Below are 16476 nucleotides of genomic sequence, written 5' to 3' on the forward strand. Positions count from 1 at the left end.
GCCTCTCATAAAAGGCACAAATTCTTTTCTGCCTCATATAATAAATCAATGACATTTTCCGAGGTTTCTTATGAATGTTTTCTCACTGAAAGCAGCTCAGACAGTTGAGCGCACAGATCAGGGCAAGCTCCGGCTTTCCGTACTTACAGCAGACAGGAACCAGCCCATAGATGATGCCTCGGTCTCCATTTCTTACAGTGGAGATCCTGACTCTGTGATCGAGGAGGTAAATACAGATTCCAGCGGACAGATTCCAGAGCTGATTCTGCCCGCTCCCCCTCTGGAATACAGCATGGCCCCCTCTGAGTATCAGCCTTATGCAGAGTATACTTTCCGCATTTCCAAAGAAGGATATGAAGACCTGGAAATTTCCGGTGCAGAAATCCTCCCTGATTCCACTGCTACCCAGCAGGCCTTTCTCCGGCCTGCCGCTCCCGGGGAAAATTTCCAGGATATTGTAATTCCTGCCCATACACTTTTTGGCAATTATCCAGAAAAAATTCCAGAAGATGAAATAAAACCTATGGACACTTCCGGCGAGATCGTTCTCAGCCGGGTAGTAATTCCGGAAACTGTGGTGGTTCATGACGGTACTCCGGACAATACCTCCGCACAAAATTATTTCGTACGTTACAGAGATTACATCAAAAATGTGGCATGCAGCGAAATCTATGCCACCTGGCCAAAAGATACCATCCGGGCAAATGTACTGGCCATTATGTCTTTTACTTTGAATCGTGTCTATACTGAATGGTACAGAAATAAAGGTTATGATTTTACCATTACCTCTTCTACTGCCTTTGATCACAAATGGATGTATGGGCGAAATCTTTTTGAAAGTATTTCTGAAGTTGTTGACGAGCTTTTTGACAACTACCTCTCACGGCCTGGGGTTCGACAGCCTATTCTTACCCAGTACTGTGACGGTCAGAGAGTCCAATGCCCTGGGTGGATGACTCAGTGGGGTTCCAAATATCTTGGAGACCAGGGCTATACTGCCATTGAAATCCTTCGGGATTTTTACGGAGACAACATGTATATCAACACTGCCGAAGAAATTTCCGGGATTCCGGCTTCCTGGCCGGGGGCTCCTCTGGACATTGGTTCTTCCGGCAATAAAGTCCGGCAGATTCAGGAACAGCTCAACACCATTGCCGGTTCTTATCCTGCTCTGCCTGCCATAGCAGCCGATGGCATTTACGGAGAGGCTACACAAAATGCGGTACGGGAGTTTCAGAGAGTCTTTAATCTTCCTGCCACTGGTGTAGTAGATTATCCCACCTGGTATGAGATTCAGGAAATTTTTGTGGGTGTCTCCAGGATTGCAGAGCTGGTCTGAAATACTGTCTCCATTCTGCATAACAAAAAAGGAAGGCCTCCGGGAAAGTATCCCCTCATACTTCCCGAAAGGCCTTCTCTTTTTCTCATCCTCCAAACTGGCTGTTATAAAGCTTTTCATAGAATCCATGTTCAGCCATAAGGGACTCGTGAGTACCTTTTTCTAATATATGTCCATCTTTCATCACAAGGATCACATCTGCTTCCCGTATTGTAGAAAGGCGGTGGGCTACCAGAAAACTGGTACGTCCTTTCATCATCCTGGCAAAGGCTTCCTGTATACGTATTTCTGTCCTGGTGTCAATATTACTGGTGGCTTCGTCCAGGATCAGCATAGGCGGCAGACAGAGCATGACTCTGGCAATGCACAGAAGCTGCTTCTGTCCCTGACTGAGATTTCCCCCGTTTTCATTGATGACCGTATCATACCCCTCAGGCAATCTTCGTATAAAGCTGTGAGCATGAGCAGCCCTGGCAGCCTCTACCACTTCTTCCATGGATGCCTCTGGTTTTCCATATGCAATATTCTCCCGGATAGTTCCCGCTTTCAGCCAGGTGTCCTGAAGGACCATACCGAAATTCTGACGCAGGGAATGGCGTGTCATATCCCGGATATCTCTCCCATCGATTTTTATGCTTCCCTCCTGAACGTCATAAAATCGCATAAGAAGATTGATAAGGGTGGTTTTGCCGCAGCCTGTAGGTCCCACAATGGCAATCCTCTGTCCCTGCTTTACCTCCAGGTTTAAATCTTCGATCAGAGGCTTGTCCGGGTCATAGCTGAAAAACACATGAGAAAGGCTGAGCTGTCCCTTACTCTGGAATTCTGCCGCTCCTTCTCTGTCCGGCACTTCATCGGGCACATCTGTTAATTCAAAAATACGGGCCGCGCAGGCCAGAGCATTCTGCATCTCGGCAACTACTCCCGAAATTTCATTAAAGGGCTTAGCATACTGGCTGGCATAGCTTAAAAATATACTGAGCTCACCAACTGTAATTCCGCCGGATATAGCGATCATAGCACTGGCAAGGCCCACGCCTGCATAAACAATGTTATTTACCAGTCTTGTACTGGGATTTGTAAGGCTGGAAAAAAATACAGCTTTCACACTGACTTCCCGAAGCCGTTCATTGACATGGTCAAATTCCTCCAGACTCTTGTCTTCATATCCGAAAGCCTGAACCACCTTTTGCCCTTCCACCATTTCATTGATCAGTGCTGTCTGCTCTCCCCGGACTTTTGCCTGTATTCCAAAATATTTATAGGTTTTCTTTGCAATAAAACCTGCCACAAAAAGGCTTAAAGGCGTTAAAAGCACAACTATAGCCGTAATCCCGGGATTCAAAAAAAGCATAATCCCCAGGCTTCCCAGGATCGTCAGGATTCCGGTAAAGAACTGGGTAAATCCCATTAAAAGACCATCAGCAAAGGTATCTACATCGGCAATGATCCTGCTGACCAGATCTCCGGAAGGATGAGCGTCCAGATAAGACAGAGGAAGTTTTTGTATTTTCTCTACTGCCTCATTTCTCAAATCTCTGGACACGCAAAACGTCACCCGGTTGTTGCAGGCGGCCAGAACCCACTGGGCGACAGCAGAAAGGGCAGTTACCCCTATGATAGAAAGGATCAGTCTTTCAATAGCTTCAAAATCTACTCTTCCGATTCCCAGCATGTAGTCAATCGCATCACCGCAGAAAATCGGCACCAGAAGCTGGGCAGCTACGCTGACCGCCCCACAGAGAATACTGAGGATTACGAAAAAACTGTAGGGCCGGATACGGCGTAGTACTCGGACAAATGTTTTTTTCTGTTTCATACCGCCCTTCCCCCTTTCCCATACTGGCTTTCATAGATTTCTCTGTAGATTTCGCAGGATTCCAAAAGTTCTTCATGGGTCCCCCAGCCTGCTGCTTTGCCATCTTCCAGTACCAGGATATGATCTGCATGGCGGATGCTGGATGTACGCTGAGAAACCAAAAAGACCGTAACATCTGAAGGCAGACTCTTCAGGTCTTTCCGAAGAGCTGCATCTGTGGCATAGTCCAGTGCGCTGGAGCTGTCATCCAAGATCAGGATTTCCGGTCTTCTTACAAGGGCTCTGGCAATGGTCAGCCGCTGCCGCTGTCCTCCTGAGAGATTTCTCCCCCCTTGTTCCACAGTCTCGTCCAAACCGTCACTTTTTTTCCTGACAAATTCTTCTGCCTGTGCGATTCTCAAAGCCTGCCACATCTCTTCTTCCGAGGCACCTTCATTTCCCATAAGAAGGTTGGACCGGATAGTTCCGGAAAACACCTGTACTTTCTGCATAACGATTCCCACTTTCTTCCGGAGCTCCTCCCTGTCCCATTTCTGAATAGGTCGGCCCAGAAGGAATATCTGACCGGAAGTAGCATCGTAAAACCTTGGGATCAGATGAACCAGACTGGATTTTCCGCTGCCCGTTCCTCCGATAATACCAATAGTCTCACCTCTCTTTACAGAAAAGCTGATATCGCTGAGACTTTCCTCCCCTGCCTGAGCATAAGAAAGGCTGACATGGGCAAAGGACACTGCTTCCTCTGTTTTATTTGGACTGATAGTTTCCCCTCTTTTTGTACTCTCCGGAAACTCCATGACAGTTTTCGTATCAAGGACCTGTTCCACACGGCCCAGGCTGGCCATAGCCCGGCTTATGGTAACGATCAGATTTGCCAGCTTCACCAGCTCCACCAAAATCTGGCTCATATAGTTTACCAGAGCCACAATATCTCCGCTCATCAGCACGCCGCTTTCTACAGAGCGGGAACCGGCCCAGAGAATGGCAATAATCCCTATATTTACGACAGAATAGGTCAGAGGATTCATCAATGCAGAAATCCTTCCCACAAAAAGCTGCTCTTTTACCAGCTCGTGGTTAGCCTGGGAAAACTTTTCTGATTCCTCTTTTTCCCGGCCAAAAGCCCGGATCACCCGGACGCCGGACAGGTTTTCCCTGGCATTTCCAGTGATCACATCCAGCTTTCCCTGTACTTTTTTGTATAGGGGTGAAGTGAGACCCATCAGTCCAAAAATGATCACGGAAAGAACCGGAATGGTCACCACAAAAATAAGGGCCAGCCTCACATTAATGGTAAAGGCCATGACCATTGCTCCAAAGACAATAAAGGGGCTTCGCAGAAAAAGCCGCAGGAACAGATTTAGTCCGTTCTGCACCTGGTTGATATCACTGGTCATTCTGGTGATCAGAGTGCTGGACCCTATGGTGTCCATCTCAGAAAATCCCAGTTTCTGAATATGAGCGAACAGCATGTGTCTCAGTCCCGTAGCACTTCCAATGGCCGCTCTGGCTGCAAAATACTGAGCTGTAAAGCTGCAGCATAATCCCACTATAGCCATGAGTACCAGGATGCCGCAGCACATTAAAATGTCACCCCGGTCCTGATTGACAATACCTACATTGATAATATGCGCCACTACTACAGGAACCAGCAGATCGAACATAGCTTCCAGCATTTTAAACAACGGGGCCAGAATACTGTCTCTCTTATAATCTTTTAAATAGACCTTCAAATATTTCATTTTCACACAACCTCCTTTCTCTCTTTCTGTACCAGTATATCTCTTCTATCCTTATTTGAAAAATATTAATTTTATGGTATTATTATATAAAAAACATATAATATCAGAATTTCTATACTTTTAATATTTGGGGAATTTAGATATCAGTATACAGGAGGTTTTTATGGATATCCGTCAGCTTCGGTACTTTACCGCTATTGTAGAAGAAGGCACTCTCACCGGTGCCGCCAAACGTTTAAATATGACTCAGCCCCCGCTTACCGCTCAGCTGAAGCTTTTGGAAGAAGAGCTGAGATGTCCCCTTTTCACCCGGGAAGGAAAACGCCTCCATCTTACCGAAGCTGGCCACCATTTCTACGAGCGGGCTCTTCGGATACTGGGTATGTGCGATGCTGCTGTAACAGAAATGGCCGATTTCCAGGAAGGCGCGGCAGGCACCCTGCGCATCGGAGTAATTTCCTCTGTAAAAGATCAGCTTTTTCCTCAATGGGTACAAAGCTTCTGGGAAAAGTATCCCAATATCCGGTATGAAATATACAGTGCTAATACCTATCAGCTTCTGGACCAGCTTCAAAACGGTCAGCTGGACCTGGCTCTGGTCAGAACACCTTTTCCAAAATCTGAACTGAATATTCTATACATAAAAAAAGAGCCATTTCTGGCTGTGGGAATCCCCTCTTTCTTTCCTGACCCTGAAAAAGAGTCTCTTACTCTAAGGGAATTGGAAAATGTTCCATTTATTTTTTACCGCCGCTGGGAAAAAATGCTGAAAATGCGCTTTGAAGCTGAAGGGATATCTCCCCGGATCATCTGCTGCAATGACGATGCTCAGACGACTCTGGCTTTGGCCTACATGGGAATGGGAGTTGGACTTCTCCCAGCCTCTGGAATACCAGAATTCTTTTCTTCTCCATCTGAACCGAAAATAGCAGTCAAAACTTTAAAAGAAAAAACACTATACTCTCAGATTGCCTTGGTCTGCCGCAAAAAGGCTTTGCTTCCGGATTCGGCCAGGCGTTTTTGGGATATGATATTGAATAGTATAGTTACTTAGAAAACTAGGGACATGCTCTCATAATTAAAATTAATCATAGGCATTGCTTTGCTGATTGTTGTCATTCTTAATTTTGCACATAAAAACAAGCAGATAACGGGAATCGAACCCGCCTCTTCAGCTTGGGAAGCTGACGTTCTACCAATGAACTATATCTGCATGTTTTTAGTATATCACTTTTATTATGAAATTCAAGAATAATTTTAAAAACTCAGAATTCTATTACAGGTCTTATTCTCCCAGAATCCTCTGTATATGTATCGCCAGAAATCCAATCTCCTCTTTCTGGATTTCTTTCTTCATCTCTTTTCCCATATAGGCACATACCAGCTCCGCAGCCTTTCCCGTGCGGGGATATTTCTCGTAGATATAATCGTTCATATCAATCTTCAAAGGCTCATTTTTTCTGGCTCTGGCAGCCATATAATACAGATGGCTCATCATACGCGCATAGGCCAGAGAATCTTTTGGAACATCCATGTGAAAATGCTCCTCAATAATCGAAATACATTTATCTATGATCCTGGTAGTCTCCAGAGTTTCCGAAACCATTTCGTCTGACAGCCCTGCATGGATGTGAAGGGCAATCAGTCCCACTTCATCCTCAGAGATTGTCACCCCTGCTTTTGACTGAATAATCTCCCGTCCCTTCAGTGCTACCTGGAATTCTTTGGAGAAAAGCATTTGGATATCTTTGGTAAAAGGATTGGGAAACTGCATGTTTTCCCTGGCACGTTTAGCTGCCAGGGCAATATGGTCTGCCATAGCCAGAAGAATATCCCGGTTCACCTGAGAAAACTCTTCTTCCGCCAGGTCAATAATCTGTCCGGAAATCTCCAGAAATACCGGCTCAATAGCGTTCACCGCTTTCAAGGCAGACTGTTTTTTCTTTCTGGTCACCAGAGAATAGACTTTTGCTCCCTTAACAGATTCTATCTGCTGGCCGGGCATTTTTCCGAAGCCAATGCCGCTGCCCATAAGTATATATTCTCTTTTTGTCTCATTGCTCAGTACGAGAATGCTGTTATTATTCAGTACTTTTATGATCCGAAACATTCCATGCAGCTCCCTTTCTTTTCCATACTCTATATCCAGAACCAGGCTACGGCAGCTTAGGCTTAAAAACCTGTGATCTCTGCGATTTCATCCAAAGCTCTTATTTCTCCCTCTGCCTTCATCACAATCTCCTGTCCCTCTTCCAGGCTGGTGAAGACTCCTATGCAGGCTTCGGATTTTGCATGCTCTTTTATATATTCTATATCAAACTCCATGAGTTTGTCACCTTTTTTCACTTTGTCATTTTCCTGAACAAAGACTTCAAAACCTTTTCCTTCTAATTTTACTGTATCCACACCGATATGGAGCAGATATTCCAGACCATCTTCGGTTCGCAGGCCTAGTGCGTGTTTAGACGGAAAGACAAAGCTTATCTCACAATCTTCCGGAGCATAGACCACGCCTTCACTTGGAAATACCACATAGCCGTCTCCCATCATTTTTTCTGCGAAAGCTTCATCGGGAGTCTCTGTAATAGATGCAGCTCTCCCATTAAAAGGTGAACAGAGCTTTCTTACAGCTCCTGATTTCTTAGGGAACTCTTTCTCTTGACCTTCTTCCTTTTCCACAGGTTGTGATACTGGCTCTGTGGAAGCTGCCTCTTCATAAAATGCTTCTTCCTCAGGGGCTCCTGCCAAATATTCTTCCAGATTGGACTTGATCACGGACACAGAGGGTCCATAGATGATCTGGATTCCCTGGCCTTTTTTAATAATGCCGGATGGTCCTGTCTGCTTCAAAATGGACTCATTTACTTTCTCCGGATCAACAACTGTACACCTCAGTCTTGTAGCGCAGCAATCCACATCGGAAATATTTTTCTTGCCGCCTAACCCTCTGGTGATCAGCATACTCTTTTCATCTTCCAGGCTCAGAGCCTGTCCGGAACTCTGGCTGCCTCCCTCCTGTCTGGCCTTATAGTCTGCTTTTGTGTATAATTTTGTCTCCTCTGTATCCTCTCTTCCCGGAGTTTTCAGATCCAGTTTTTTGATCAGGAAAGAGAAAATCACAAAGTACAAAATAAAGTAAATAATTCCCACCGGTATGATCCGCATCCAGTCGGTCTTCTCATTTCCCTGGAGGATTCCGAAGATAAACAGATCGATAAAGCCGCCGGAAAAGGTAAGTCCCACGGCAATATTTAAAATGTGTGCGATCATATAAGCTGCACCGGCCAATATTACCTGGACTACAAAGAGGATCGGCGCCACAAAAAGGAAAGAAAACTCCAGAGGCTCAGTGATTCCTGTAAGCATACAGGTCAGAGCCGCAGAGAGAAGAAGACCTCCCGCCTGTTTTTTCTTCTCTGGTTTCGCACAGCGGTACATGGCAAGTGCCGCTCCCGGAAGACCGAAGATCATGAAAATAAACTCTCCGGAGAAGTATCTGGTAGCATCTGCACTAAAATGTACAGTACTTGGATCTGCCAGCTGAGCAAAGAAAATATTCTGTCCTCCCTGTACCAGCTGTCCTGCCACTTCCATAGTTCCTCCCACGGCTGTCTGCCAGAAAGGAAGATAAAATACGTGATGGAGTCCAAATGGAATCAAAGCTCTCTTAATAATACCGAAGATCAGCGTTCCCAGATAGCCGGTTCCTGTAACCAGTCCTCCCAGGGCGTAGATCCCATTCTGCACCACCGGCCATACAAAATACATAGCAATACCCACAAAGAGATAAACTACCGTAGAAATAATGGGCACAAATCTGGAACCACCAAAAAAGGAAAGGGCATTGGGCAGCTGGATCTTGTAAAAGCGGTTATGGAGAGCCGCCACTCCCAGGCCTACGATAATGCCTCCGAAAACACCCATCTGCAAAGTAGGAATACCGCAGACCTCTGCAATGGTTCCAGGCAGTACGGAAGATGCAATAGAACCGTCTTCCAGAATCTGCCCCTGTACCTGAAGCACAGCGGAAATGGTAGTATGCATGACAAAAAAAGAAATCATAGAGGCCAGGGCCGCTACTTCTTTTTCTTTTTTTGCCATTCCAATGGCAACGCCTACTGCAAAAATCAGGGGTAGATTGTCAAAAATTACATTTCCTGCCTGGCTCATAATAGTCAGCAAGGCATTCAGAAGGGTTCCATCCCCTAAAATCCCTTCCAGTCCATAGGTTTCAATGGTGGTTGCGTTAGTCAGAGAGCTTCCGATTCCCAGCAAAAGCCCAGCCACTGGCAGAATGGCGATAGGAAGCATAAAACTCCTGCCCACTCTCTGCAATACGCCAAAAATCTTGTCCTTCATTTCATTCTCCTTTCATTCCGGATACTAATACTGGAAAGAATGGGTAAAAAAAGAAGGCATAAACTTTTCTGTCTGAGTATTTTGTATACTCAAAAACAGATAGTTCATGCCTTTTCAGTTACACACTATCCTATAATATCCGCTCTTTTATTATAGGGACATTATAAAGGGGCATTCTTTGATTCGTCAATTCACATTTCCTACAGATTTCACAATAAATTTCTGTGAAAATTTTACAAAATTTTTAGATTCTGCGAATATCGTTGAACATAACGAAAACCATCAAAAGCATCAAGAGGACAAAGCCTGCGAAATGCACCATTCCTTCCACATTGGGATTGATCCGTTTCTTCCGTATGGCTTCGATGATGAGAAAAACAAGTCTTCCTCCGTCCAGTGCCGGAATAGGCAGAAGGTTCATCACACCTAAATTGGCTGAGAGGAGGATTGCCCAGTAGAGCATCTGCATCCACACCATTACAGTTCCCTCTGACTTAGCCTCCTCATAAGAGTCTCCGATCACATCAATGATTCCCACAGGGCCTGACAGATCGTTGACAGTGAACTGGCCTTTTATCAGCATTGCAAGGCTTTCAACGGTGCTGGTGATCCAGTACCGCACTTCTACAGCACTGTATTTGATCACTCCCAGGAAATTGGTTTTTTCCCGGTATAAATTATAGACAAACCCGGTGTCCACCTGTTTCGTCATCCTGGGCGTCACGGATATCTGGCGGATTTCTCCGTTTCGCTCAATGCCAAGGGTAATCTCCGAACCATCCAGAGGATTCTCACTGATATAATCCTGCAGATCCTGGCTGGTTTTGATTTCTACTCCATTAATCTCCCGGACAATATCTCCTGCCTGAACACCGGCATCCATCATGGAGCCGTCCACCATTACCTGGGTAATCTCCGGCTCCCCTTCCGGCATATAATAAAATCCCAGCAGGTAGCTGGTCTGACTGTCTGCAGTATAGGAAATCTCATGTTCTTCCCCATCCCGCTCATAGGTAAGGGTAATATTTTCATCTTGAAGTCCGTGAAGGGTCAAATATAATTCCAGATCTCTTCCGATGGAAATGTGTTTCCCCTGAAATTTTGTGATCACATCTCCTTCCTGAAGCCCTGCCTCCTGGGCCGGAGAGCCTTCCTCTACCTGAAGGACCCTGGATGGATCATAGCCAATGACGCTGGTAATGATCATGGCAAAGATAAAGGCCAGAATAAAGTTGAAGATCGGCCCTGCAGCCACCACGGAAATCCTTGCCCAGACAGAGGCCCGGTTAAAAGACCCCTGGCTGTTGTCATCGTCATCCTCTCCTACCATCATGCAGGAGCCTCCAATAGGAAAGAGCTTCAGAGAGTATCGGGTCTCCCCCTTTACCGTAGAAAGGAGTCTTGGCCCCATACCCAGAGAAAATTCTGTAACTGTAATACCGTTTCTCTTAGCCAGTAGAAAATGTCCCAGCTCATGGAAAATCACAATTACAGAAAATACTAAAATCGCAATAAGAATCCTCAATTTACCACCTGCCTTCGATCCACCTGTAAATTTCCTGCTCAATATTCAGGATTTCTTCTATCCCCGGATCCGCAACCACTTTATGTCTCTCCATAGCTTCCTCAATAATCCTGTAAATATCCAGAAAAGCGATTTTTCGTTCAAGAAACAGTGCCACAGCTTTTTCGTTGGCTGCATTAAACACAGTGGGCATAGAGCCCCCTTCTTTTGAAGCTTTTATGGCAAGAGGCAGTCCTTTAAAGGTCTCTGTGTCAGGAGCTTCAAAAGTAATGGAGCCCAATTTTGTAAAGTCCAGCCTCTCATCGTCCAGGAATCTTCTCTCTCCCCGGTACAGAGCATACTGAATCGGCAGACGCATATCCGGCGTGCCAAGCTGGGCCATAACGCTGCCATCTGTAAATTCTACCATGGAATGGATCACACTCTGAGGCTGGACCACCACCTGAATCTGATCCAGATCCACGCCAAAGAGCCACTTTGCCTCCATCACCTCCAGACCTTTATTTACCAGAGTTGCGGAATCAATGGTAATCTTATGTCCCATAGCCCAGTTAGGATGTTTCAGAGCATCTTCCACCCGGACATTTTCCAGCTCATCCCGTTTCTTTCCCCGGAAAGGTCCTCCTGAGGCTGTGATCAGGAGCTTCTGGATACTCTCTGATTTTTCTCCATGAAGGCACTGGTAAATGGCACTGTGTTCACTGTCCACAGGATAAATTTTTACCCCTTTTTTCTCTGCCAGAGGCATGATGATATGTCCTGCAGTAACCAATGTCTCCTTGTTTGCCAGAGCAATATCCTTCCTGGCACAGATTGCTTCTATAGTCGGACGGATGCCGATCATTCCCACAATAGCTGTCACCAAAATGTCGGTCTCTTCCATAACTGCCAGTTCGATCAGTCCTTCCATACCGCCGACTACCCTGCAGTCCGTATCTTTTACCTGGACTGCCAGCTCCTTTGCAAGAGCCGGATCTCCTACTGCAGCAAGCCTGGGTTTAAAGGTCCTGATCTGCTGCTCCAGAAGTTCAATATTCTTTCCTGCGGCAAGTCCTGCCACCTGCAGATCTTCATTTTTACTTACAATATCCAGAGTCTGGGTTCCAATAGAGCCAGTAGAACCCAATACTGCGATCTTTGTCATAATTTTATCCCCTTTAAATCAGTACCTTCGCCAGAAAATAAATAAATGGCGCGGTAAAAATCACACTGTCAAACCGATCCAGGATTCCGCCGTGACCGGGGATCAGTGTTCCGTAATCTTTAATATCTTTGTTGCGTTTAATAGCGGAAGCAGCCAAATCCCCTACCATAGAGATCAGCGCCCCTATAGCACAGATTAGGGCATACATCCAAGGCGTATGTCCCTGGGCTGGATTTACACCGGCAATGATCAAAGCATACACTGCCCCTAAGAGGGCAGCGCCTGCCACGCCTCCCACAGCTCCTTCTACAGATTTTTTAGGACTTAACACAGGAGCCATCTTGTGTCTGCCTATGAGTCTTCCCACGCAATAGGCACAGGTATCGCTGCCCCAGGAGCTTAAAAAAATCAGAACTACCAGCCATACGCCTCCTTCCAGGTTTCTGGTCTTGTAGATGTAGGACAGCATTACTGCCACATATATAATTCCAAACGTAGCAGCCATGATCTGCTCTGCCTGGTACTTGGGATAAGTAAACACATAGACACACATGATCAGCACCAGGGCAAAAAGCAGGATTACAAGAGAAACCTCTTCTCCCTGACGCCATAACAGAGTAAGATAATATCCTACGGCTCCCGCATATCCTGCGATTTCCAGAGGGCCGAATCCCTTTTGATGAACTCCCATAACCCGGTAAAGTTCACTCATCCCGATGATGGAAACCGCCAGCAGTACAGTAAAAAGCACCACATCCCCTGCCGCTATAGAAGCGGCAGCTATGATCACCAGGATAATACCGCTAAAAAGCCTTGTCCAGAACATGTCAGTCCTCCTTTACACCGCCAAATCTGCGGTCTCTCTTATTGTATTTCTCTATGGCTTTCACAAATTCCCCTCTGTCGAAATCCGGCCACGCAACATCCGTAAAGTAAAATTCTGTGTAGGCCAGCTGCCACATAAGGAAGTTAGACAAACGCTCCTCCCCGCTGGTGCGGATGAGCAGATCCGGGTCCGGCAGGCCTCTGGTATCAAGATACCCTGAAACCGTATCCTCGGTAATAGCCTCAGGAGCCAGCTTCCCTTCTTTTACGTCCTCTGCCATATGCCGGACGGCTCTTGTAATCTCATCCCTGCTTCCATAATTGAGAGCAATCTGGAAATACAGCTCATCAAACTGACTGGAATATTCCTCCAATTCCCGAATCTTATCCTGAAGATCCTGGTCGAAGGCTCTTGGGTCTCCGATAACCCGCACCCGCATTTTATTGTCCCTGGAAATCTTAATGCACTTTTTCATATAATTCCGGAACAGCTTCATCAGCCCGTCTACTTCCTCTTTTGAACGCTTCCAGTTCTCTGTAGAAAATGCATATACTGTAAGATATTTAATTCCGAGTTCCTTTGCTACGGTACAGACCTTTTCCAGGTTATCACATCCTTTAATATGGCCATAGCTTCGAGGCATTCCTTTCGCCTTAGCCCAGCGTCCGTTTCCGTCCAAAATAATAGCCACATGTCTGGGAACCACCATAATTTTCTCCTCCTACGCATAAAAGAGGCACAATACCCATTCTTTGTATGTGCCCCTTCTACTGTTTTTTATACAGTCATGATCTCTTTGGATTTTTCTTCCACTGCTTTATCAATTTCTTTTACATATTTGTCTGTAGACTTCTGGATTTTTCCTTCCAGCTCCTTGATCTCATCTTCCGATACGTCCTGTTTTGCCAGTTTTTTAAAGGTATCATTAGCATCTCTCCGAACGTTGCGGACAGCTACTTTTGCAGCCTCTCCTTTTTTCTTCACATCTTTTACCAGCTCTTTCCTGCGCTCCTCTGTAAGTTCCGGCAGGACTAAACGGATTACTTTTCCGTCATTGTTCGGATTCAGTCCCAGGTCAGATGCCAGAATGGCTTTCTGAATTTCCTTGATAAGGGAAGATTCCCATGGCTGTATCTGAATCATCCTTGCCTCCGGCACCATAATATTGGCTACCTGCTGAAGAGGTGTAGGACTTCCATAATAGTCTACGGTAATTTTATCTAAAATATGCGGATTTGCTCTTCCTGCACGGATGGTTGAAAACTCCTTTACAAGTCCATCCAGAGTTTTCTGCATTTTGTCTTCATATTTCTGTATTCTCTCATCTGTTGCCATAATCATTTCCTCCTGATCTTTATTACTCTTTCCAGAACCTTCCCCTCCAAAGAACTGCTATACCAGCACCTTTGTACCGGTGAAGCTGCCATGGGCAGTATTTACAATGCTGTTTTCCTCGTTAAGGCCAAACACCAGCATAGGCATTTTATTTTCCATACACATAATGGATGCCGTCATATCCATAACCGCCAGCTTCTTGTCAATGACTTCCTGAATACTGATCTCATCATATTTCTTTGCCTCAGGATTCAGCTTCGGATCGCTGTCATATACGCCGTCCACAGCTTTTGCCAGGAAAATTGTATCCGCCTCTATCTCAATAGCCCGAAGAACAGTTGCCGTATCTGTGGAGAAATAGGGATGTCCGGTTCCTCCGGCCATGAACACCACCATATTCCGCTCAAAATATTTATTTGCCCTGTCTTTTGAAAAAAGCTTTGTAAAAGAACCACATTCAAAAGGTGTAAGCACACTGGTCTTCATACCTGCGGCACGAAAGATTTCTGAAACGTAGATACAATTCATGACTGTAGCAAGCATTCCGATCTGATCTGCCTTGGTACGGTCAATATTCTCACTGGTCCGTCCTCTCCAGAAATTTCCGCCTCCGATGACGATCCCTACCTGGATACCTTCGTCCACCAGGACCTTCACCTGCTTTGCCACTTCCATCACTGTATCCTCGTCAAAGCCCGTTTTTTTCGGTCCTGCCAGAGCTTCTCCGCTTAATTTCAGCAATATTCTCTTCATTTTTCAAGCTCCTTTATCTTACTTTAGTGTCCTGCTGCATCACACACAAATGCAATTTCTGACGCTTTTCTTTAGTATACCGGGAAAAGTATATAATTTCAAGAAAATTTTCTGAAATTCAAATGTTCTGTAAAAAAGAGGCTGCCTCATAAAACCAAAGTAAAGTTTTATAAGGCAGTCTCCGCTTTTCTTATGTAAGATAATCCTTAGATTTTCCTTACCCTGTCACAAAGTCTGTAAAAGACTCCAGTATCCCTGGAAGAAGATATACAGGATAATGATAGGCAGGATAAATTTAAAATAAACCTTCAGTTTTTTTGGAAAACTGATGCCCTTTCCTGTATTGGCCTCTTTGATAAAGTTATCCCATCCCCATCCACATTTGGTAACGCAGAACAGCAGATAAACCAGTGAGCCTAAAGGCAGGATATTATTGCTTACCAGGAAGTCTTCGAAATCCAGTATGTTCTTGCCCAGTATGGTAAAGTCGCTCCAGATAGTAAAGCCAAAGATGCAGGGCAGAGAAAGCACTGCAATGGCAATTCCATTGATGATCGTAGCTTTCTTAAGACTCCAGCCCCAGAGATCTGTGGCACAGGAAATAATATTCTGAAATACAGCAATAATCGTAGTCAGCGCCGCAAATGTCATAAACAGGAAGAACATGGAGCCCCAGATCCTGCCCCCTGTCATATGATTAAATACATTTGGAAGGGTGACAAAAACCAGGCCCGGTCCCTCTCCCGGATCAATCCCATAGGCAGAGCATGCAGGGAAAATAATCAGTCCTGCGATCAGAGCAACACAAGTATCCAGTATCAGGATATTTATGGCTTCTCCTGTAAGCTTTCTCTCCTTGCCAATATAACTTCCGAAAATAGCCAGGGCGCCGATACCGCAGCTCAATGTAAAAAAGGCCTGGCCCATAGCTGCAAATATAACCTCTGATATGGGGTAATCTGTCAACTTTCCAAAGTCAGGAAGAAGATAGAACTTCAGTCCTTCAGAAGCTCCAGGCAGAAGACTGGAATTCACAGCCAGCACCACCATCAGGAGAAAAAGGACCACCATCATAGACTTATTAATCCTCTCCACACCGCTCTGAAGGCCCATAGAGCACACAAGAAATCCCAGGACCACGATGATCAGCATCCAGATCAGCATAGTCGGCAGGTCTGTAGTAAGATTCGTGAAAGTCTGGCTGACTCCCTCTGCATCCAGCCCTACAAAGTCTCCCTTCAGCATCTTAAAGAAATAAACCAGCATCCATCCGCCGATAGTCGTATAGAACATCATCAGCAGATAATTTCCTGCGATTCCCACGTAACGGTAGAGATGCCACTTTGTTCCCTTCTTTTCCAGAACATTAAAAGACAGGGCAATACTTTTCTGACTGGCACGTCCCACTGAAAATTCCATGACCATAATAGGAAGGCCCATTACAATCAGAAAAAACAGGTAGATCAGCACAAAAGCCGCACCGCCATACTTACCTGTGATGTAAGGGAAACGCCAGACATTTCCCAGACCAATGGCACATCCTGCGGAAATCAGGATAAAACCAATGCGGGAAGAAAATCTTTCTCTTTCCATTTTTCTTTACCTCTTCTTGTAATTTTAGACGAATCCCATTA

13 protein-coding genes and 1 tRNA gene are annotated in these 16476 nt (G+C 45.4%); 2 read left to right on the forward strand and 12 right to left on the reverse strand.

What is annotated here, in order from left to right:
- Nucleotides 1-70: 70 nt before the first annotated feature.
- A complete protein-coding gene (locus tag B5G00_RS02715) occupies nt 71-1339 on the forward strand; it encodes a peptidoglycan-binding protein (RefSeq protein WP_087268100.1) in 1269 nt (422 codons plus the stop codon).
- 85 nt (nt 1340-1424) lie between these two features.
- Here the strand turns inward: B5G00_RS02715 and B5G00_RS02720 are convergent, their stop codons facing one another.
- Both B5G00_RS02720 and B5G00_RS02725 read right to left on the reverse strand, forming a co-directional pair.
- Nucleotides 1425-3158, reverse strand: a complete 1734-nt coding sequence (locus B5G00_RS02720) for an ABC transporter ATP-binding protein (RefSeq protein WP_087268103.1) — start codon at nt 3156-3158, stop codon at nt 1425-1427.
- On the reverse strand, nt 3155-4900 hold the full coding sequence (locus B5G00_RS02725; protein ID WP_087268106.1) for an ABC transporter ATP-binding protein: 1746 nt from the start codon (nt 4898-4900) through the stop codon (nt 3155-3157). Before B5G00_RS02725 ends, B5G00_RS02720 begins: the two co-directional genes overlap by 4 nt.
- 163 nt (nt 4901-5063) lie before the next feature.
- Between B5G00_RS02725 and B5G00_RS02730 the strand changes: the two genes are divergently transcribed.
- Complete coding sequence (locus B5G00_RS02730; protein WP_087268109.1) at nt 5064-5954, forward strand: LysR family transcriptional regulator; 891 nt, start codon at nt 5064-5066, stop codon at nt 5952-5954.
- Between the two features lie 88 nt (nt 5955-6042).
- On the opposite strand, the gene B5G00_RS02735 is transcribed toward B5G00_RS02730, so the two are convergent.
- The 10 genes from B5G00_RS02735 to B5G00_RS02780 form a co-directional block, all read right to left on the reverse strand.
- A tRNA-Gly gene (locus B5G00_RS02735) sits at nt 6043-6113 on the reverse strand.
- Between the two features lie 72 nt (nt 6114-6185).
- Nucleotides 6186-7010, reverse strand: a complete 825-nt coding sequence (locus B5G00_RS02740; protein WP_087268112.1) for a PRD domain-containing protein — start codon at nt 7008-7010, stop codon at nt 6186-6188.
- 62 nt (nt 7011-7072) lie between these two features.
- On the reverse strand, nt 7073-9259 hold the full coding sequence (locus B5G00_RS02745; RefSeq protein ID WP_087268113.1) for a PTS transporter subunit IIABC: 2187 nt from the start codon (nt 9257-9259) through the stop codon (nt 7073-7075).
- Between the two features lie 244 nt (nt 9260-9503).
- Nucleotides 9504-10784: an RIP metalloprotease RseP gene (rseP, locus tag B5G00_RS02750; RefSeq protein ID WP_087268116.1), complete on the reverse strand. Its 1281-nt coding sequence runs from the start codon at nt 10782-10784 to the stop codon at nt 9504-9506.
- A 1-nt stretch (nt 10785) separates the two neighbouring features.
- Nucleotides 10786-11928 carry a 1-deoxy-D-xylulose-5-phosphate reductoisomerase gene (locus tag B5G00_RS02755; protein ID WP_087268119.1) on the reverse strand — a complete coding sequence of 381 codons (1143 nt, stop codon included), beginning with the start codon at nt 11926-11928 and terminating at the stop codon, nt 10786-10788.
- Between the two features lie 13 nt (nt 11929-11941).
- On the reverse strand, nt 11942-12754 hold the full coding sequence (locus B5G00_RS02760) for a phosphatidate cytidylyltransferase (RefSeq protein WP_087268122.1): 813 nt from the start codon (nt 12752-12754) through the stop codon (nt 11942-11944).
- Between the two features lies 1 nt (nt 12755).
- On the reverse strand, nt 12756-13463 hold the full coding sequence (locus B5G00_RS02765; protein ID WP_087268125.1) for an isoprenyl transferase: 708 nt from the start codon (nt 13461-13463) through the stop codon (nt 12756-12758).
- Nucleotides 13464-13531: 68 nt separating this feature from the next.
- Entirely contained in the window at nt 13532-14089 is a 558-nt protein-coding gene (frr, locus tag B5G00_RS02770; protein ID WP_087268129.1) for a ribosome recycling factor, read from the reverse strand.
- Between the two features lie 57 nt (nt 14090-14146).
- Nucleotides 14147-14842: a UMP kinase gene (pyrH, locus tag B5G00_RS02775; RefSeq protein ID WP_087268133.1), complete on the reverse strand. Its 696-nt coding sequence runs from the start codon at nt 14840-14842 to the stop codon at nt 14147-14149.
- Nucleotides 14843-15067: 225 nt separating this feature from the next.
- Entirely contained in the window at nt 15068-16435 is a 1368-nt protein-coding gene (locus tag B5G00_RS02780; protein WP_087268137.1) for a sodium-dependent transporter, read from the reverse strand.
- Between the last annotated feature and the right edge of the window lie 41 nt (nt 16436-16476).

The organism is Blautia sp. An46 (assembly GCF_002161645.1).
GTDB lineage: Bacteria > Bacillota > Clostridia > Lachnospirales > Lachnospiraceae > Blautia > Blautia ornithocaccae.

Coding starts and splice junctions, on each gene's coding strand:
- B5G00_RS02715 (WP_087268100.1), top strand. CDS start 71: ATGAATGTTTTCTCACTGAAAGCAGCTCAGACAGTTGAGCGCACAGAT.
- B5G00_RS02720 (WP_087268103.1), bottom strand. CDS start 3,158: ATGAAACAGAAAAAAACATTTGTCCGAGTACTACGCCGTATCCGGCCC.
- B5G00_RS02725 (WP_087268106.1), bottom strand. CDS start 4,900: ATGAAATATTTGAAGGTCTATTTAAAAGATTATAAGAGAGACAGTATT.
- B5G00_RS02730 (WP_087268109.1), top strand. CDS start 5,064: ATGGATATCCGTCAGCTTCGGTACTTTACCGCTATTGTAGAAGAAGGC.
- B5G00_RS02740 (WP_087268112.1), bottom strand. CDS start 7,010: ATGTTTCGGATCATAAAAGTACTGAATAATAACAGCATTCTCGTACTG.
- B5G00_RS02745 (WP_087268113.1), bottom strand. CDS start 9,259: ATGAAGGACAAGATTTTTGGCGTATTGCAGAGAGTGGGCAGGAGTTTT.
- B5G00_RS02755 (WP_087268119.1), bottom strand. CDS start 11,928: ATGACAAAGATCGCAGTATTGGGTTCTACTGGCTCTATTGGAACCCAG.
- B5G00_RS02760 (WP_087268122.1), bottom strand. CDS start 12,754: ATGTTCTGGACAAGGCTTTTTAGCGGTATTATCCTGGTGATCATAGCT.
- B5G00_RS02765 (WP_087268125.1), bottom strand. CDS start 13,463: ATGGTGGTTCCCAGACATGTGGCTATTATTTTGGACGGAAACGGACGC.
- frr (WP_087268129.1), bottom strand. CDS start 14,089: ATGGCAACAGATGAGAGAATACAGAAATATGAAGACAAAATGCAGAAA.
- pyrH (WP_087268133.1), bottom strand. CDS start 14,842: ATGAAGAGAATATTGCTGAAATTAAGCGGAGAAGCTCTGGCAGGACCG.
- B5G00_RS02780 (WP_087268137.1), bottom strand. CDS start 16,435: ATGGAAAGAGAAAGATTTTCTTCCCGCATTGGTTTTATCCTGATTTCC.